Genomic DNA, 17,269 nt, shown 5'->3' with positions numbered 1-17,269 from the left:
CCGGAGCGACGGCGACGGGAACCGGGCGACGGAGGCGGACTACGCCTGCGCGCCGCCGACGATGCGGTCCACAGCGGCCTCGATCAGGGCGTTCCGCTCCTCCTCCGAGAACACGCCCGGCAGCGTGAGCTGCTCCGTGATCAGCCAGTTGAAGGCGAGCATCAGCAGCTTGACGGCGGTCGCGTCACCGGGCAGGCCCGAGGCCTCGTGGTAGGTGACGTTGGCGTCGACGTCGGCGCGCACCCGCTCGGTGAGGACCGAGCGCAACTCCGGGCGGCGGGTGGCCTCCAGGCGCAGTTCGAGGAGGGCCAGATAGCCCGTGCGGAAGGAGCTGACCCGGCCGACGACCTCCTTCATCAGCTCCTTGTACGTCTCCCGGTCCGGGGACGCGGCCTGCTGCCGGGAGATCTCCTCCTCGCCGGGCTGCAGGCGTTCGTAGACGCGGGCGCCGGCCTGGGTGAGCAGGTCGTCGCGGTTGGCGAAGTAGTTCGACGCGGTGCCGGGCGGGACGGCCGCCTCGGTGTCCACGGCCCGGAAGGTGAGCCCCCGCGCCCCTTCCCGGGCGAGCACCTCGATCGCGGCGTCGACGAGCGCCGCCCTGCGCTCCGGGTTCCTGCGCGCCACCGTCGTCTCCCGTCGTCGGCCCTCACCAGTACTGCGGGGAGAGTACTACGGGCGCAGTGAAACATGGTCCGTCGGGCAGGGTGCGCGGTTCGGCGGTCGCCGCCCGGCGCAGAGCGTCGACGGAAAGGCGCGGGAGATGCCGGGCGACACCGCCGACGGCACCCTCATGAACGCCCTGCGCACCGGTCTCGGCTGAGCCGCCGGCCGGACCCTCACCACTCCGACGCGACGAGCTCGACCTCGAAACCGTCCGCGTTCTCCAGATAGGCGGCGCAGCTCTGTTCCCCGCCCGCGTGCGGATGGCGGTCGGGGAACAGCAGCCGCCAGCCGCCGCGCACGGCCCCCTCGACCAGCCGGTCCATCTCCGCACGCGTCGCCACGTGGAACGCCAGGTGGTTGAGGCCCGGACGCAGCCGGTCGTGCGCGTCCGCGCTCAGCGCCGAGGACTCCTCGAACACCAGATACGTCGCGCCGAGCCGCCAGCTCCGGCCCCGCTCCCACTCCTGGAACGGCTCGTGACCGAGCGCCGCGAGCAGCGGACCGAACGAGGCCGCGGCCCGCCCGATGTCGGGCACCCAGATCTCCACGTGGTGCAGGGTGCCGGTCACGGCCGGGCCGGTCATACGCTCCTCCAGGGTCGCTCGCTCGCGCCGACCCTAACCCGCCCTCACCAGGCCAGATCCTCCAGGGCGTCCAGGTCCGGCACGGGCCCCGCACCGTTGCCGCCCGCCTGGCCCGGCGCGATCGGCAGCTCGGCCCAGATCGTCTTGCCGCGACGCGCGTACCGGGTGCCCCAGCGCTGCGCGAACTGCGCCACCAGGAAGAGCCCGCGGCCGCCCTCGTCGGTGTCCGTCGCGTGCCGCAGGTGGGGCGAGGTGCTGCTGCCGTCCGACACCTCGCAGATCAGCATCCGGTCGTACACCAGCCGCACCCGCACCGGCGGGCGCCCGTAGCGGATCGCATTGGTGATCAGCTCACTGAGCACCAGCTCCGCCGTGAACCCGGCCTCGTCCAGCCCCCAAGCCGCGATCCGCGCCGCCGCCGCCGACCGCACCGGCGAGACCGCGGACGGATCGCTCGGCACCTCCCACTCCGCGATCCGGTCCGACGGGATCCGGTCGGCGCCCGCCACCAGGAGGGCGATGTCGTCGTTCGGCATCGGCCGCAGCAGCGTCGCGAGCACGTCCGCGCAGGCCTGCTCGGGCGACCGCCCCGGTCGTGCCAGCGTCTTGCGCAGCAGCTCGAGGCCGGTGTCGAAGTCCCGGTGCCGGTCCTCCAGGAGTCCGTCGGTGAACATCACCAGCTTGCTGCCGGGCTCCAGCTTCAGGCGCGCGGACGCGAAGGGACGGTCGCCGAGGCCGAGGCCCAGCGGCAGGCCGGCCGGCACCGCGGGGAACTCCACGCTCCCGTCCGGACGGACCAGCGCGGGGCCCGGATGCCCGGCGCTCGCCATCGTGCAGGAACCCGTGGTCGGGTCGTAGATGGCGTAGAGGCAGGTGGCGCCCGTCGTGCCCTCCGCACCGCCGTCCCTGCCGGCCTCGCCGCCCCCGTCGCCGCCCGGCTCGTGCTCCTCGCCGAGCCGGTCGATCAACTCGTCCAGGTGGCTCAGCAGCTCGTCCGGCTGCAGGTCGAGCGTCGAGAAGTTCGCCACGGCCGTCCGCAGCCGGCCCATGGTCGCCGCCGCGTGCAGACCGTGCCCCACCACGTCCCCGACGACCAGCGCCACCCGCGCCCCCGGCAGCGGGATCACGTCGAACCAGTCGCCGCCGACCCCCGCCTTCGCCGGCAGATAGCGGAACGCGACCTCCATCGCGCTCTGTTCCGGCAGCACCCGCGGCAGCAGGCTGCGCTGCAGAGCCACCGCCATCGAGTGCTCGCGGGTGAACCGCCGCGCGTTGTCGATCGCGAGCGCCGCACGCGCCGCAAGCTCCTCGGCGAACGACAGATCCTCCTCGCCGAAGGGCTCCGGGGTCTCCCGCCCACGCCAGAAGTTGGCCATCCCGAGCACCACGCCGCGGGCCAGCAACGGCACCGTGAGCAGCGAGTGCAGCCCGTACGCGAGTGCCTGCGCGGCGCCCTCGGGGTCCTGGGCCCGCCAGCCGTCCGCCGCCGCCAGATCCGCCTGGAGCACGGCGCGCCCTTCGTCCAGGGCCGAGGCCATCGGGGTACTCGGCACGACGAACCGGATGAGGTCGCCCACCGGCTGCAAGGGTGCCTCCTGGTTCACCCCGCTCAGAGCCGTCCGCCGCATCTCCGTGAACGCACCCGAGGGCTCGTCGCCGCGCACCACCGGGTCGAGCAGCTCCACGGTCACGACGTCGGCGAACCGTGGCACGGCGACCTCCGACAGCTCCTCCGCCGTCCGTACGACGTCCAGCGTCGTGCCGATCCGGGTGCCCGCCTCGTAGAGCAGCCGCAGCCGCCCGCGGGCCACCTCGGCCCGACCGGTCAGCGTGGCCAGCTCGGTCGTGTCGCGCATGGTCATCACACAGCCGCCGTCGGCCGCGCCGTCGCCCGTGGGCCGTACGTTCAGTGCGAGCAGCCGGTCGCCGGCCGGGTGCACCTCGTCCGTCGCGGCCCGCCCGGACAGCAGCAACGCGGCCGTACGCGGCTCCAGGCCGAGCTCCCGCACATGCCGCTGTTCCGCGTCCTCCGGCAGCTTGAGCAGGCGACGGGCCTCGTCGTTGGCGAGCAGCAGCCGCCCGTCGCCCGCGACGATCACCACGCCCTCCTTGACCGAGTGGAGGACGGCCTCGTGGTGCTCCTTGAGGCGGGTCATCTCGGCCGGGCCCAGACCGTGCGTCTGGCGCCGCAGCCGGCCGCTCACCAGCGCCGCGCCGCCCACCGCGCACGCGAGGCCTATCCCCGCCGCGCCGAGCAGCAGCGGCAGCCGCCCCTGCACGGCGTGCCCGACGGTCGCCACCTCGACGCCGCTGGACACCATGCCGACCACGGCCCCCGTCTCGTCCCGGACCGGGACGACCGCGCGCACGGCGTCGTTCGGCGCCCCGTGGAAGACCTCGGTGAAGGACTCGCCGGCCCGGGCCCGGCCGATGTCGCCCTGGGCCCGCTGGCCGATCAGCGAGGGGTCGGAGTCCGTGTAGCGGGCCCCGTCCGGAGCGAGCACCGCGACGAAGTCGACCCCGGATCCCCGGCGCGCCGCCTCGGCCTTGGACTGCAGCAACGAGGACGGATCGGGCGAGCGCAGCGCCTCCACGATCCCCGGCGCGTGGGCGAGGGTCTCGGCGACGGCCAGGGAGCGGTTGCGGGCGTCCTGCTCGCTGTCGTACTTGCCCTGCAGCACCAGGGCGAGCGCGGCGGCTGCCACGATCAGCAGCGCGATGACCGCCTGCAGGGCGAAGACCTGGCTCGCGACGCTCCGTAGTCCGGTGGGCCGCCCGTGGGTGCCACCGGGGGACCCGTCCGCGCCTCGCGTCACGGTGCGCTCCTTCCCGCCCTGCTAGCCGGGGCTTCCTTCCATGCTGCCCCCGCCGCCACCGGCAGGGGAAACGGGAGGCCGCCACGGAGCGCTACCGCCGGCTCAGCCGGCGGCCGGAGCGGCGGCGCGCGCGAGGCGCGCGAGCGTGGTGCGCATCCCGTGCCGGTTCACGGCGATCCGCCGCTCCGGGGAGGTGCCCGCGAAGACCGTGCCGAGCAGGTCGGCGAAGCCCGAGCCTGTTCCCGTACGCAGATCCTGCCAGGTCTCCGTGACCCGGGTGCCCGTGCCCTCGTCCTCGAAACGGTATCCCCAGCGTGCGATCGGCAGCCCGAAGACGCCCACGTCGAAGACGAACTCCTCGCCCGGGCGGGCCGTGGTGACGCGGCCGGTGGTGAACCAGACGAACGGGCCGCGCCGGTTCAGCCCGACGAAGCGGCTCCCGGTCCGCACCGGCGGCCTGCCCGTGAGGACCCGACGGCACTCGGGGCTCCAGCGCCCCATGTTCCGCAGGTCCGCGACCAGGCCGTACAAGGTGGCGCGCTCCGCCTCCACCAGCACCGATTCCTCGAGACTCCGCTGCCGTGCCATGTCCGCTCCCCTCGGTCCACTGCGTTACCCGCGGGTACGGTAGCGGACGAGGGGCCTGTGCGGGCACGGTCCCGACGGCTACGGTGGACGGAAGATCGTTTCATGCCCAGGGACAGCCCGGACCCCGGTCCGGCACGCAGGAAGGAAGAAGGCAGCATGTCGGTACCCACCGGCCTCCCCGAGCCGGAGGTCCTCGTCCACACCGAGGGCCGCGCCGGCTTCCTCACCCTGAACAGGCCCCGGGCCATCAACGCCCTCACCCACGGCATGGTGCGCCGGATCGACGAGGCGCTGACCGCCTGGGAGCACGACCCGGCCGTGACGACCGTCGTCCTCCGCGGCGCGGGGGAGCGGGGCCTGTGCGCGGGAGGCGACATCCGCGCCATCCACGACGACGCCCGCGCCGGCGGCACCGCGACCGTGGGTTTCTGGCGCGACGAGTACCGGCTCAACGCCCGCGTCGCCCGCTACCCCAAGCCCTACGTGGCCTTCATGGACGGCATCGTCATGGGCGGCGGCGTCGGCGTCTCCGGCCACGGCTCCGTCCGCATCGTCACCGAACGCTCGCGCGTGGCCATGCCCGAGACCGGCATCGGCTTCGTCCCCGACGTCGGCGGCACCCACCTGCTCAGCCGCGCCCCCGGCGAACTCGGCACCCATCTCGCCCTCACCGGCACACCGGCCGGCGCCGCCGACGCGATCCTCGCCGGCCTCGCCGACCACTTCGTCCCCGCCGCCGACCTGCCCGCGCTCGCCGCCGCCCTCACCACCGAGCCCGCCACCGAAGCGGTCGCCCGCTTCGCCCGGCCGGCCCCCGAAGGGGACCTCGCCGCACGGCGCGCCTGGATCGACGCCTGCTACGCGGCCGGCACCGTCGAGGGCATCGTGGAGCGTCTCACCGACTCCGGCGTGCCCGAGGCCAAGGAGACCGCGACCGTCCTGCTCACCCGCTCGCCCACTGCCCTCAAGGCCACCCTCTCCGCGGTGCGCCGCGCCCGGGCCCAGGACTCCCTCGAAGAGACGCTGAACATGGAGTTCCGCCTCTCCTGCGCCGCCCTGGCCTCCCCGGACCTGGTCGAGGGCATCCGCGCCCAGGTCGTCGACAAGGACCGGAACCCGCGCTGGACCCCGCCGACGCTCGCCCAGGTGACGGAGCAGGCCACCGAGGGCTGGTTCGCCCCGCGCGCCGCGGGCGAGCTGGGGCTCACCCCTCCAGCGCGTCCGGAGAGCTGAGCCGGGCCGCCGCGAGACTCCCGCCGGGGGCCGAGACGAGGACCCGCGGCACCCGTACGCCGAGAGCGGTCAGGTCGCCATCCGGTGTAGCCGTACGCCGAGAGCGGCAGGCATCCGGTGTACCCGCACGCCGGGAGCGGCCGCCATCCCGTGTACTCGTACGCCGGGAGCGGCCGGCATCCGGTGTACCCGTGCGCCGGGAGCGGCCGGCATTCGGTGCGTCCGGAGTTACGCGACCTGGCGTGAGCGCGGGCCGAAGGGGTCGGCCGGATCTGTCGGCCGGATCTGGCTCTCAGTCCTGGTCGTCCGCCGATGACTCGTCGAGAGTGAACAGGCCGCCCTGTGGGTCCCGCACCGTCACCTGGCGGGACGCCGCGGCGGGCCAGCCGTGGTCCGCCTCCGGGACCAGCGTCCCGCCCAGGGAGAGGGCCGCCGCGGTCGCCCGCTCCAGGTCGGGGACGCGGAAGTGGATCAGCCAGCGGGGGCGCAGCTGCGGCTGCGCCGAGGCCGCCTCGGCGGGGCCGCTGTTCAGCCGCGCGACCGCCTCGCCGTGGCTGCGCAGGACCACCTGCTCGTCCTCGTACGCGACCTCGAAACGGTCCGCGCCGCCGTCGACCCACTGCAGTACGCCCCCGTAGAAGAGGGCGGCGTCGAACGCGTTGCGGGTGTGCAGCTCCAGCCAGGCGGGGGCGTGACGCTCGCCGAGCCGCCAGCGGGAGGAGATCCGGCCCTCCCAGATCCCGAACACGGCCCCCTCCAGGTCGGTGGCGAGCGCCGCCCGCCCGCGCGGCGGGAAGGGCACCGGGCCCACGCCGACCGTGCCGCCGCGCTCCCGGATACGCGCGACTGCGGCGTCCGCGTCGGACACCGCGAAGTACACCGTCCAGGCAACCGGTACGCCCATCCGGACGACCACCTCGCCGATTCCGGCCACCGGGACCCCGTCCCGCTCGCCGATCGAGAAGCCGTCGCCCAGGGGGCCGCGGCGGAAGGTCCAGCCGAGCACGGCCCCGTAGAACTCCTCCGCCGCATCGAGATCGCGCGCCGCCAGATTCATCCAGCAGGGCGCTCCCGGCTCATCCGCGGTCAACGGCACCCGGCTCACCTCACTCCCGTTCGGCCTCGCCCCCGGTTCTGCCCCCAGGCCACCCTCACCCGGACGCACCGGCCGCGCCACTCAATGAGCGCCTTCCCCGGCGCCCCGGCCGCCGCCGCACCGAAGCGATGCGTCCCGATGCTGTGCGTCACCGGCCTCACCTGGCCCGGCTGCTTGCGTCCGCGCCGCCGGCCCGGCTAGGGCCCCGGAGCCGTGGCACGATCTGAGCTCACCGTCCGCCGTGCGGCGCGCGAGGTGAGGAGGGCGTCACTTCACCGTCACCGTCCCGACGAGAATGCGGTGGTCGGAGCAGACCGTGACGCCCGTGCACGCCGTGGAGACGGCCAGCGAGTCCGCGCTGTACGCCCCGGCCAGCGCGCTCTCCCGGACGAAGATGTGGTCGATCTTCGCGTTCCCCCCGCACGGCGGCGTCGCGCCGGGCGTGCCGTCCGCGGTCCACTCGCCGTAGCCGGGGCAGTGGCCCGGGTCGTCGTCGTCGAGCTCGCGGTACTGACCGGTGTTGTCCGCGTTGTTCGGCGTGTTCACGCTGGGCGCGTAGTAGGAGTTCAGGCGGCCGTAGTGCGGCTGGGCGTTGAAGTCGCCCGCGGTCAGGACCGTCTCGCCGGACGCCGCGTACTCCTCCAGCTTCTGGTGCACGAAGTCCAGCTGGGCCACGTTGAAGGACTGGCTCGTCGTGATGTGCGTCGTGCAGAACCGGGTGGCCGTCCCGTCGGTGAGCGGCGCGCACAGCAGGTTGCGCTTCTCGGCCGTGCCGTCGTCCGGCAGGGCGAAGCGGGCGGCGCCGCCGAGCGGGCGCTTGCTGAAGATCGCGTTCCCGAACGCCTCGCCCTGGCACACGGCCGCGTTCCCGGCCGCGCGGCTCGGCTCGAAACGGGCGAAGTTCGCCTGGTCCTGCGGCCAGCCCCTGGTCCGCAGCTCGTTCACCAGGGCGCTGTACTGCCCCTGGCACAGCTCGTTGAACGCGGCGAAGTCGGCGCCCCGGGTGACGATCGACGCGGCCGCCTGGGTGACCAGGCCGTCGGTCGTGGAACCGTCGTGGATCGTGTTGCCCGCCACGTTCCACTGCCAGACCGTGTAGGTGCGCGGCGCCGGCGTCGCGGCCTGCGCGGCCGACGCCGGCAGCAGCACCGCGGCGAGCGCGCCCGTGAGCGCGAGCCGAAGGCCGCGCCGGATGTTGCGTCGCATGACGGGATCCCCCCTCCGTGACCGGCCGGTCCTGCGGCCGGATGCCGCACCCTAGCGACACGGGAACGATCATAGAAGGGGGTGCCGACAACGCCCGGGGACCTTCCGACGCATGATGTGCGCATGCTGTTGACCTTCGAACCCGTCCTGGACCGCATCGCCGAGGAGATCACCGACCTCGTCGACCGCGGCCGGCCCGCCGACTACATCCCCGCGCTCGCCACCGCCGACCCCGGCCGCTTCGGGATGGCCGTCGCCGAGCTCGACGGCACGGTGTACGGGGTGGGGGACTGGCAGCAGCCCTTCTCGACCCAGTCCGTCACCAAGGTGTTCAGCCTCGCCCTGGCCCTCGCCCGCAAGGGCGAACCGCTGTGGGACCACGTCGGCCGCGAACCCTCGGGCAACCCGTTCAACTCACTGGTCCAGCTGGAGTACGAGAACGGCATCCCGCGCAACCCCTTCATCAACGCGGGCGCCCTCGTCGTCACCGACCAGCTGCACCGGATCACCGGCGACGCCTCCGGAGTCCTCCTCGACTTCCTGCGCGCCGAGAGCGGCAACCACGACCTCGACTTCGACCGCGACGTCGCCGCCTCCGAAACCGCGCACGGCGACCGCAACGCGGCCCTCGCCCACTTCATGGCGAGCTACGACAACATCGCCAACCCCGTGCCGACCCTGCTGCGCGAGTACTTCCGGCAGTGCTCCATCGAGGCCTCCTGCGCCGACCTCGCCCTCGCCACCGGCTTCCTCGCCCGGCACGGCATCCGCGCCGACGGCTCCCGGCTGCTCACCCGCAGCCAGGCCAAGCAGGTCAACGCCGTCATGCTCACCTGCGGCACGTACGACGCCGCCGGCGACTTCGCCTACCGGGTGGGACTGCCCGGAAAGAGCGGGGTCGGCGGCGGCATCATCGCCGTCGTCCCGGGGCGCTGCACGCTGTGCGTGTGGAGCCCCGGTCTCGACGAGCGGGGGAACTCGGTCGCGGGCGTCGCCGCCCTCGACCGGTTCACCACGATCACGGGCCTGTCCGTCTTCTGACCGGTCCGGCCGGGCGTGGTGCGGTTCCGCTCGCCCGGCCCGCCAGGCCCGTCCCGCCCGGTCCGGACCCGTCAGGCCGCCGGGTCGAAGGCCAGGACGTACGCCCCGCGGAGCTCCTCGCCGTCCGGGAGGTGCCAGCCGGTGATCACGTGGCCCCGCGAGCCCGTGGCCTTCGGGTCGAGCACCCGGGCCAGCCGCAGCACCGGCACGCCCGCGCCGAGCCGCAGGTCGGTGCCGTACGCCCCGTCCTCCACGACCGCCGCGCCCGCCGCGTCCCACGTGCCCGGCCCGTCGGAACGCGCCTCGACCGTCGGGTCCGGGGTGTCCGACGCGCTCTGCGCCTGCGGCTCCGCCCGGCCTTCGAGGAGCGCGGTCAACCGGCCCACGAGCACGGGGTCGTGGGCCCCGTCGTAGACCCAGCGGGTGCCGAGCACCCCGTGCTCCGAGGTGCCGATCAGGGCGCGCTCGGCGCCCTCCAGCGGCGCCGCCCGGTAGGTCATGGGCACGAGGTAGGCATGGACCTCGTCACCGGAGGAGTCCGCGACCACCATGAACTCGATGCCCACCTCGCCCTCCGGGTCGTCGAGCCGGAAGCCGCCCGCCTTCGCGAGCCGGGGCACGGACTCCGCACCGCCCCGGTACCAGGGACGCGTCGGCAGCCAGGACTCCAGCAACTCCAGCTTGGTCGGCGTCATGGTGGTCCTGTGGATCTCGGCCATGTCTCCTGCACTCCTCCGTGACGAAGCGGTTCCCGGTCGGCGGTCCGCCCGGGAACCGTACCTCCCCCGGACGGGCCGTCAGGCGCCCGCCCCGGGAGCATGCAGCTCGCCCGAGCGGGCCACCCGGGCGTACCAGCGGGCGCTCGACTTCGGTGTGCGGCGCAGCGTCTCGTAGTCGACGTGCACGGCACCGAACCGCTTCGCATAGCCGTACGCCCACTCGAAGTTGTCCAGCAGCGACCACAGGAAGTAGCCGTGCACCACGGCCCCCTCCTCGACCGCCCGGTGGACCGCCTCCAGGTGCGCGTGGACGTAGGCGGCGCGCTCCGGGTCGTGCACCGAACCGTCCGCGCCGACCTCGTCCTCGTACGCCGCGCCGTTCTCGCTGACCACCAGCGGGAGGCCGGGGTACCGGGCCGAGACCCGGGTCAGCAGATCCGTGAGGCCCGACGGGTCCACCGGCCAGCCCATCGCCGTACGCGGCCCGTCCGCCTGGTGGAAGGCGACGTCGTCGGCACCGGGCCACGGCGAGAACGCGCTGTTGCCGTGCCCGTCGTCCTGCCGCTTCTCCTCGCCCTCCGCGACCCGCGAGACGACCGTCGGTGTGTAGTAGTTGATTCCCAGCCAGTCCAGCGGCTGCCCGGCCGTCGCCTCGTCGCCGGGCCGCACGAAGCCCCAGTCCGTCAGGTGCGCGGTGTCCGCGAGGAGTTGCTCCGGATACCGCCCGTCCAGCATCGGCCCCAGCCATACCTCGTTGCCGACCGTGTCGATCCGGCGGGCGGCCTCCCGGTCCTCCACCGATCCGGTCAGCGGCCGCACCTCGTGCAGATTGAGCGACACCGCCAGCTTCGCCCCGGCCGGCAGCGCGGAACGCAGCGTCTGCACCGCGAGTCCGTGGCCGAGATTGAGGTGGTGCGCGGCGCGCAGCGCGGCCACGGGGTCGGTGCGGCCGGGGGCGTGCACCCCCGAGCCGTACCCCAGGAAGGCGCTGCACCAGGGCTCGTTGAGGGTGGTCCAGCGGCTCACCCGGTCGCCCAGGGCGTCGGCGAGCAGCCCGGCGTACGCGGCGAAGCGCTCCGCGGTCGCGCGCTCCGGCCAGCCGCCCGCGTCCTCGAGTTCCTGCGGCAGGTCCCAGTGGTAGAGGGTGAGGGCCGGTTCGATGCCGGCCTCCAGGAGTTCGTCGACGAGGCGCCGGTAGAAGTCCAGGCCCTGCTGCACGGCCGGCCCCCGGCCGGTCGGCTGCACCCGGGACCAGGACACCGAGAACCGGTAGGCGTTCAGCCCGAGTTCGGACATCAGCCGGACGTCCTCGCGGAAGCGGTGGTAGTGGTCGACGGCGACGTCGCCCGTGTGGCCCTGGAAGACCTTGCCCGGGGTGTGCGAGAAGGTGTCCCAGATGGACGGTGTGCGCCCGTCCTCCGCCGCAGCCCCCTCGATCTGGTAGGCGGCGGTCGCCGCGCCCCAGAGGAAGCCGGACGGAAAGCGGCGGACGGCGGTGAGCGGCCGGGTTTCGGACGCGGTCATGAGAGAGCGCTCCCAACGCAGAGACGGGTGGATGACGGGCAGGGAAGGGCGGGTGCCGGAGCGGGTGGGCGGGGCCGTCAGCTCTTGACGGCACCCGCGGTGATCCCGCCGACGATGTGCTTGCCGAGCAGGGCGAACACCAGCAGCAGCGGCACCGTCGAGATCAGCGCGCCGGTGAGCACCACCGCCTGGTCGACGGTGTGGTTACCCGCGCCGAGGCCGGCGAGCGCCACCTGGAGGGTGGGATTGCCGTCGGGGGTGAGCGCGATGAACGGCCAGAAGAAGTCGTTCCAGGCCTGCACGAAGACCAGCATTCCGAGGACCGCCATCGCGGGCCGGGCGACCGGGAAGACCACGTGCCAGACGATCCGCAGCGAATGCGCGCCGTCCATCCGGGCCGCCTCCACCAGTTCGACGGGCAGGGCCTCGATGAGGAACTGGCGCATGAAGAACACGCCGAACGCGGCGACCAGGGAGGGCAGGACCACCGACTGCAGCTGGTCGACCCAGCCGAGGTCCGTGACGATCCGGTACAGCGGGATGACGCTCAGCTGCGGCGGGATCGTCATCGTCGCCACCACCAGCGTGAGCAGCACGTTGCGGCCCTTGAACGGCAGCTTGGCGAAGGCGAAACCGGCGAGCGTGGAGAAGAGCACCGTGGACAGGGCCACGAGTCCGGCCACGACCGTCGTGTTGACCAGCGCTTCGCCCATGTCGACCTGGTTCCAGGCGAAGGAGAGGTTGTCGAGGAGCCGCGGTCCGGGGAGGAGCGGCGCGGGGGCCGTGACCACCCGATCGCCGCTGTGCGAGGCGGCGACCAGGTTCCAGTAGAGCGGGAAGAGCGACAGCAGGGCGGCGCCGCCGAGCAGGACGTACGTCAGCGGGCCCGCGTGGTGCTGGCGGCCGGCCGACTGCCGGAACCGGGCACGGCCACGGGCGGGAACGGCAGCCGGGGCCGGGGCCGGAGCCGGGGTCGGGGTACGGGTAGGGGTACGCATGCGGGTCAGCCCCCCAGCTTCTTGCGGTTCACGCGGGAGATCAGCGCCTGCAGGCCGCCGACGAGGAGCAGGAGCAGCAGCATCACCCAGGCGATGGCGGAGGCCTGGCCCAGCGCGCCGGTGACCCAGCCCTTCTCGTACATGAGCAGGCTCAGCGTCTGGAACTGGTTGCCGCTGCCGCCGGAGATGCCCACGCTGCCGCCGTACAGCATCGGCTCGCCGAACAGCTGGGTGGCGCCGATGGTCGAGACGATGACCGTGAACAGGATGGTCGGGCGGATCGACGGGATCGTCACGCTCAGGAACTGGCGCCAGCGGGAGGCCCCGTCGAGGGCGGCCGCCTCGTACAGGTCCTGCGGGACCGCCTGCATCGCGGCCAGGTAGATCAGGGCGTTGTAGCCGGTCCACCGCCAGGTCACGATCACCGAGATGGCGATCTGCGCGGGCCACTTGGACGACTCCCAGTCGACCGGGTCGAAACCGACCAGGCCGAGCGCGGAGTTGATCAGCCCGTAGTCGGTGTTGAAGAGCTGGGTGAAGACGAGAGTCGCCGCCGCGATGGAGGTCGCGTACGGGGCGAGGACGGCGACCCGGAAGAAACCCCGGCCGCGCAGCTTGTAGTTGAGCAGATGCGCGAGCCCGAGCGCCATCAGCAGCTGCGGGACGGTGGAGATCACCCCGATGGTAAAGGTGTTGGCCAGCGCGTTCCAGAAGAAGTCGCTGTCCGCCAGGTCGGTGTAGTTCTCCAGGCCCTTCCACTGCGGATCGCCGCCGAGCTCCACCCGGTTGAGCGAGAGCCAGCCCGTGTACAGCAGCGGGAAGAGGCCGAAGGCGGCGAAGGTCAGGAAGAAGGGGGCGACGAAGACGTACGGCGTCGCCTTCAGGTCCCAGCGGTAGAGCCTGCTGCGCCGGGCGGACGGGCCGTCCGGCCGGCGGGCGCCGGGGCGCGGGGAGCGGGAGGGCGGTGCGTCGGGCGACGGGGAGCCGCCGTTCCTCGCCCGTACGGAGGTGGCCACGGGGGCGTCCTTCCAGATCGGTGCGTACGGGTGGCGCGGTCGGTGGGTCAGGGGTGTCTCGCCGGCCGGCCCGGCGCGGCGGGACACCCCCGCTCCCGCTACTGGTCGATCTTGTCGTCGACCAGCTTCTTGACGTTCTCCCAGGCCTTGGCCGGGTCGGTGCCGCGCTGCTCGATGTCGAGGATGCCGTTGTCGGTGAGGAAGGTCTTCACCTGTCCGTCCCAGCGGCTGATCGGGGCCGGCCGGATGTGCGCCGCGGCGGCCGCGTAGATCTCGCCGACCGGGGTGTCGCCGAAGTACGGCAGCTTGGCGCCGACCACCGCGGCCGAGGAGAGCGTGTCCTTGGTGGACGGGATGTTGCCGTTGACCGCGAACACCTTGGCGTGCTGCGCCGGAGCGGTCAGCCAGGCGGCCAGTTCGGCGGCCTCCTTGGCGTGCTTCCCGGACTTCGGCACGGCCAGGAACGAGCCGCCCCAGTTGCCCGCGACCGGCGGCGCGGCGATGTCCCACTTGCCCTGGTTGGCCGCGCCGGCCTGGTCCTTGATGATGCCGGTCATCCAGCTCGGGCAGGCGACCGTGGCGAACTTCGAGTTCTTGAAGGCGGCGTTCCAGGTGCCCTTCTCGTCGAACTGGCGCAGCTTGGCCGTCAGGCCGCCCTGTGCCGCCGCGACGGCGGTCTCCCAGGCCTTCTTCACACCGGGGCTGGTCTCCCAGGCGAGTTCGCCGCTCGCGTTGGCGTACTGCTCCGGGTCGCTGTTGACGACGGCGTTGAAGAGGCCGCTCCCGGAGTCGTGGAAGAAGGTGCCCGTGGGCGCGTTCTTCTGGTAGGTCTTGCCGACCTCCAGGAACTTCGCCCAGTCGCCCGACCACAGCTTGGCGACCTCGGTGCGGTCGGTGGGCAGCTTGGCCTTGGCGAACAGGTCCTTGTTGTAGCAGATGGCCATGGGACCGATGTCGGTACCGAGACCGATCACGCTGCCGTCGGCGGTGGTGGCCTGCTTCGTCTTCCAGTCCAGGTAGGCGCCGACGTCGGCGCCGCCGTTCTTGGAGAGGTCGACCCACTTGCCGGCCATCGCGGAGCCGGTCGCCTCGGCGATGTACCCGACCTCGATCGCCTGGATGTCGGCCAGGCCGCTGTTGCGGGAGAGACGCAGCTTGAGGGTGTCCCAGTACTTCTGCCCGTCGGCGACGTTGGACTCGACGATCTTGATGTTCGGGTGGGCCTTCTCGTACTCGGCGTAGAGCTTGGCGCCGGTCTTGTTGTCGTAGCCGAAGGAACCGAAGGTTCCGACCCGCAGCGTGATCGTCCCGCCGCCGGCGGCGTCCCCTCCGTCGCCGCCGTCCCCGCATCCGGTGAGCAGGGCTGAGCCCGCCGTCAGGGCCGCGACCGCCGCGAGTGCGGTACGGCGTGCGCGGCCGGGGGCCGGTCTGCTGCTGGTAGTGCGCATTCCACTCTCCTCGTCCAAAAGGTGGTGTCTGCGATGGGAGCGCTCCCACGTCGTCGTTGCCGGAAGGTTCCTGCCTCGCGGGTGGGGGTGTCAAGAGATGAACGCGAATTCGCGGCCGTCCGCGTTCCGCTACGGTGGGAGCGCTCCCACCGTTCGGTCGTCGAAGAGCGGCGATTCTGACGGAGTCGGCGGCCGTGGCCTATCTTGACCTGATCGCCGCGGGCGCGCGGGGCGGTCGTACGAGGAGAGTACGAGGCACATGGCGAGGGGAGCACGAGAGACGTGAACGGCGGACGGCACAGCGGCAGGCCCACACTCGAAGAGGTCGCGGCCCGGGCCGGGGTCGGCCGGGGCACCGTGTCCCGGGTCATCAACGGTTCGCCCCGGGTGAGCGAACAGGCCCGAGCGGCCGTCCACCGGGCCATCGAGGAACTCGGCTACGTGCCCAACCAGGCGGCCCGCGCGCTCGCCGGCAGCCGCACCGACGCGATCGCCCTCGTCATCCCCGAGACCGAGGCCCGCCTCTTCGCCGAGCCGTACTTCCTCGACATCATCCGCGGCGTCAGTGCCGAACTCGGCGAGGCCGACAAGCAGTTGCTGCTCACCCTCGTGCGCACCGAGCGGGAGCGGCAGCGCTTCGAGCAGTACCTCGCCGCCCAGCGCGTGGACGGCGTCCTGCTGGCCTCCGTGCACGCCGACGACCCGCTGCCCGACCTGGTGCGCGAACTCGGCCTCCCGGTCGTCCTCAACGGGCGGCGCTCCGCCGACGAGTCCGCCGCCTACGTCGACTCCGACAACGCGGGCGCCGGGCGCGCCGCCGTCGCCCATCTCGCCGAGCGCGGCCGCCGCCGGATCGCGACCATCACCGGACCGCTCGACATGGACGTGGCCCGCGCCCGCCTCGACGGCTACCGCGAGGGCGTCGCGGCGGCCGGCCTCGATCCCGACGACCTGCTCGTCGCCACCGGCGACTTCACCGAGGAGGGCGGCCGGCGGGCGATGCGCGAACTCGTCGACCGCGCCCCGGACCTGGACGCCGTCTTCGCCGCCTCCGACGTCATGGCCGCCGGAGCCCGTGGCGTCCTGCGCGAGACGGGCCGGCGCGTCCCGGAGGACGTCGCCCTCGTCGGCGTCGACGACTCGGCCGTGGCCCGCCTGATGGACCCGCCGCTCACGAGCGTCCGGCAGCCCATCGAGGAGATGGGCCGGACGATGGCGCGGATGCTCCTCGACCGGATCGCCGCCCCGGCGGAGGCGCCGGAGCCGCAGCGGCGCGTGCTGCCCACGGAGCTGGTGGTGCGGGACTCGTCCTGAGCCGGTGTCACCGGCCGGGGCGACTGCCGCCCGCGGCCACGAAGCGGCCCCCGCCGGCCCGGCGGGGGCGGACGGCTCGGAGACCGGACGGGGGCGACGGGTGCCCCGGCGATCACTGCCAAGGGGTGCCCCGGCCGATCACCGCCACGGGTGCCCGGCCGATCGCGCCGTCACGGTCAGGGAACCAGGACGGTGAGGGAGGTCCTGGTGAGCCCGAAGCCGAGCTTCTCGTAGAGGAAGCGGGCGGGATTGCCCTCGCTCACCACCAGTTCGATCTCCCGGAGGCCGCGCGCTGCCGCGTCCGCCAGCATGCGGCGCAGGAGGACCGAGCCCAGCCCGGCCCCGGCGGCACCCGGCCGGCGGAAGACGCTCGCGATCCACGGGAGGCCGTCCCGGTCCGTGACGACGACACCGGCGACGACACTGTCCGCCGCGTCGACGGCCAGCGCGCTGCAGGGGAGGACCGGTCCGAGGCGGTCGCCGGCCAGGAGCGGGGCCAGAAGCGCGGAGAGCACGTCCTCGTCGCTGCCCTCGTCGTGGTCCGGATGGCCGGTGGCGAAGGCGGCGCGCCAGGCCGGGAACAGGTCCGCGGCCGGCCGGGTGCAGGGGACGGCGCGCAGCCCGTCCGGCAGGACCGGGGCGGCCCACTCGGCGGGGGGCGGGTCGGCGACCAGGTCACGGCGCATGCCATGGGCGTGGCGCAGGGTGCGGGCGCCGCGCCGGATCAGCTCCTCGCCGAGCTCCACGGATCCCGATACGGCCCATCCGGACATGCCGGCGAGGACGGCCGGCACGGGATCGGGGCCGACCACTTCGGCCAGGTCGGCCCAGGGGTGCCCGTCGCGCGTACCCGGGACGTAGGTCAGTACCGGTCGGCCGTCGGGGTCGGAGAGGGTCTGGCGTCGTTCGTCGTTCGAGGTCACCTGTGCGCCTGTCGGTAGGGGGTAGCGCCGAGCGGGCCCATGTTCCGTCGCCCGCCCCGGTGGGGCAACGGATTTACCAGTCCGGGGCGCGGAGCGCGCG

General features: G+C 73.4%; 15 protein-coding genes. 3 read left to right on the top strand and 12 right to left on the bottom strand.

Features of this window, described 5'->3' with window-relative positions:
• Positions 1-39 precede the first annotated feature (39 nt).
• The 4 genes from ACIRQF_RS09535 to ACIRQF_RS09520 all read right to left on the bottom strand — a co-directional run bounded on the left by ACIRQF_RS09535 (position 40) and on the right by ACIRQF_RS09520 (position 4,651).
• Positions 40-624: a TetR/AcrR family transcriptional regulator gene (locus ACIRQF_RS09535; protein WP_389751808.1), complete on the bottom strand. Its 585-nt coding sequence runs from the start codon at positions 622-624 to the stop codon at positions 40-42.
• Between the two features lie 212 nt (positions 625-836).
• On the bottom strand, positions 837-1,247 hold the full coding sequence (locus ACIRQF_RS09530; protein ID WP_376635029.1) for a VOC family protein: 411 nt from the start codon (positions 1,245-1,247) through the stop codon (positions 837-839).
• 44 nt (positions 1,248-1,291) lie between these two features.
• Positions 1,292-4,063 carry a SpoIIE family protein phosphatase gene (locus ACIRQF_RS09525; RefSeq protein ID WP_404090341.1) on the bottom strand — a complete coding sequence of 924 codons (2,772 nt, stop codon included), beginning with the start codon at positions 4,061-4,063 and terminating at the stop codon, positions 1,292-1,294.
• Between the two features lie 102 nt (positions 4,064-4,165).
• On the bottom strand, positions 4,166-4,651 hold the full coding sequence (locus tag ACIRQF_RS09520) for an SRPBCC family protein (RefSeq protein ID WP_376635025.1): 486 nt from the start codon (positions 4,649-4,651) through the stop codon (positions 4,166-4,168).
• Between the two features lie 156 nt (positions 4,652-4,807).
• On the opposite strand from ACIRQF_RS09520, the gene ACIRQF_RS09515 reads away from it, so the two are divergent.
• Positions 4,808-5,884 (top strand): enoyl-CoA hydratase/isomerase family protein, encoded by a 1,077-nt coding sequence (locus ACIRQF_RS09515; RefSeq protein WP_404090338.1) that lies wholly within the window; start codon positions 4,808-4,810, stop codon positions 5,882-5,884.
• 292 nt (positions 5,885-6,176) lie between these two features.
• Here ACIRQF_RS09515 and ACIRQF_RS09510 read toward each other — a convergent pair whose 3' ends face one another.
• Together ACIRQF_RS09510 and ACIRQF_RS09505 are read right to left on the bottom strand one after the other, a co-directional pair.
• Positions 6,177-6,941: a VOC family protein gene (locus tag ACIRQF_RS09510; protein WP_376635022.1), complete on the bottom strand. Its 765-nt coding sequence runs from the start codon at positions 6,939-6,941 to the stop codon at positions 6,177-6,179.
• A gap of 306 nt (positions 6,942-7,247) precedes the next feature.
• Entirely contained in the window at positions 7,248-8,186 is a 939-nt protein-coding gene (locus ACIRQF_RS09505) for an endonuclease/exonuclease/phosphatase family protein (RefSeq protein ID WP_404090335.1), read from the bottom strand.
• A 123-nt stretch (positions 8,187-8,309) separates the two neighbouring features.
• On the opposite strand from ACIRQF_RS09505, the gene ACIRQF_RS09500 reads away from it, so the two are divergent.
• Entirely contained in the window at positions 8,310-9,227 is a 918-nt protein-coding gene (locus ACIRQF_RS09500) for a glutaminase (RefSeq protein ID WP_376635018.1), read from the top strand.
• A gap of 71 nt (positions 9,228-9,298) precedes the next feature.
• Here ACIRQF_RS09500 and ACIRQF_RS09495 read toward each other — a convergent pair whose 3' ends face one another.
• The 5 genes from ACIRQF_RS09495 to ACIRQF_RS09475 all read right to left on the bottom strand — a co-directional run bounded on the left by ACIRQF_RS09495 (position 9,299) and on the right by ACIRQF_RS09475 (position 14,932).
• A complete protein-coding gene (locus ACIRQF_RS09495) occupies positions 9,299-9,946 on the bottom strand; it encodes a maltokinase N-terminal cap-like domain-containing protein (protein ID WP_389751816.1) in 648 nt (215 codons plus the stop codon).
• A 78-nt stretch (positions 9,947-10,024) separates the two neighbouring features.
• The gene (locus ACIRQF_RS09490) at positions 10,025-11,470 is read right to left on the bottom strand and encodes a GH1 family beta-glucosidase (RefSeq protein ID WP_404090330.1); all 1,446 of its coding nucleotides are present in this window, start codon (positions 11,468-11,470) and stop codon (positions 10,025-10,027) included.
• Between the two features lie 77 nt (positions 11,471-11,547).
• Positions 11,548-12,468 carry a carbohydrate ABC transporter permease gene (locus tag ACIRQF_RS09485; protein WP_404090328.1) on the bottom strand — a complete coding sequence of 307 codons (921 nt, stop codon included), beginning with the start codon at positions 12,466-12,468 and terminating at the stop codon, positions 11,548-11,550.
• 5 nt (positions 12,469-12,473) lie between these two features.
• Positions 12,474-13,484 (bottom strand): carbohydrate ABC transporter permease, encoded by a 1,011-nt coding sequence (locus ACIRQF_RS09480; RefSeq protein WP_376635011.1) that lies wholly within the window; start codon positions 13,482-13,484, stop codon positions 12,474-12,476.
• Between the two features lie 98 nt (positions 13,485-13,582).
• A complete protein-coding gene (locus tag ACIRQF_RS09475; RefSeq protein ID WP_404090325.1) occupies positions 13,583-14,932 on the bottom strand; it encodes an ABC transporter substrate-binding protein in 1,350 nt (449 codons plus the stop codon).
• Between the two features lie 282 nt (positions 14,933-15,214).
• Here ACIRQF_RS09475 and ACIRQF_RS09470 point away from each other — a divergent pair, with 282 nt between their 5' ends.
• Positions 15,215-16,246: a LacI family DNA-binding transcriptional regulator gene (locus ACIRQF_RS09470; protein ID WP_404090323.1), complete on the top strand. Its 1,032-nt coding sequence runs from the start codon at positions 15,215-15,217 to the stop codon at positions 16,244-16,246.
• Between the two features lie 176 nt (positions 16,247-16,422).
• Here the strand turns inward: ACIRQF_RS09470 and ACIRQF_RS09465 are convergent, their stop codons facing one another.
• A complete protein-coding gene (locus tag ACIRQF_RS09465) occupies positions 16,423-17,169 on the bottom strand; it encodes a GNAT family N-acetyltransferase (RefSeq protein WP_404090321.1) in 747 nt (248 codons plus the stop codon).
• Between the last annotated feature and the right edge of the window lie 100 nt (positions 17,170-17,269).

Source organism: Streptomyces sp. NPDC101191 (assembly GCF_044767915.1).
GTDB lineage: Bacteria > Actinomycetota > Actinomycetes > Streptomycetales > Streptomycetaceae > Streptomyces.
The sequence above is the reverse complement of the archived record's forward strand: the minus strand, read 5'-3'. Positions and strand labels throughout refer to the sequence as shown.

What these genes read in the sequence shown, in the direction of transcription:
- ACIRQF_RS09530 (WP_376635029.1), bottom strand. Translation starts at nt 1,247, where the DNA reads ATGACCGGCCCGGCCGTGACCGGCACCCTGCACCACGTGGAGATCTGG.
- ACIRQF_RS09520 (WP_376635025.1), bottom strand. Translation starts at nt 4,651, where the DNA reads ATGGCACGGCAGCGGAGTCTCGAGGAATCGGTGCTGGTGGAGGCGGAG.
- ACIRQF_RS09515 (WP_404090338.1), top strand. Translation starts at nt 4,808, where the DNA reads ATGTCGGTACCCACCGGCCTCCCCGAGCCGGAGGTCCTCGTCCACACC.
- ACIRQF_RS09510 (WP_376635022.1), bottom strand. Translation starts at nt 6,941, where the DNA reads ATGAATCTGGCGGCGCGCGATCTCGATGCGGCGGAGGAGTTCTACGGG.
- ACIRQF_RS09505 (WP_404090335.1), bottom strand. Translation starts at nt 8,186, where the DNA reads ATGCGACGCAACATCCGGCGCGGCCTTCGGCTCGCGCTCACGGGCGCG.
- ACIRQF_RS09500 (WP_376635018.1), top strand. Translation starts at nt 8,310, where the DNA reads ATGCTGTTGACCTTCGAACCCGTCCTGGACCGCATCGCCGAGGAGATC.
- ACIRQF_RS09495 (WP_389751816.1), bottom strand. Translation starts at nt 9,946, where the DNA reads ATGGCCGAGATCCACAGGACCACCATGACGCCGACCAAGCTGGAGTTG.
- ACIRQF_RS09490 (WP_404090330.1), bottom strand. Translation starts at nt 11,470, where the DNA reads ATGACCGCGTCCGAAACCCGGCCGCTCACCGCCGTCCGCCGCTTTCCG.
- ACIRQF_RS09485 (WP_404090328.1), bottom strand. Translation starts at nt 12,468, where the DNA reads ATGCGTACCCCTACCCGTACCCCGACCCCGGCTCCGGCCCCGGCCCCG.
- ACIRQF_RS09475 (WP_404090325.1), bottom strand. Translation starts at nt 14,932, where the DNA reads ATGCGCACTACCAGCAGCAGACCGGCCCCCGGCCGCGCACGCCGTACC.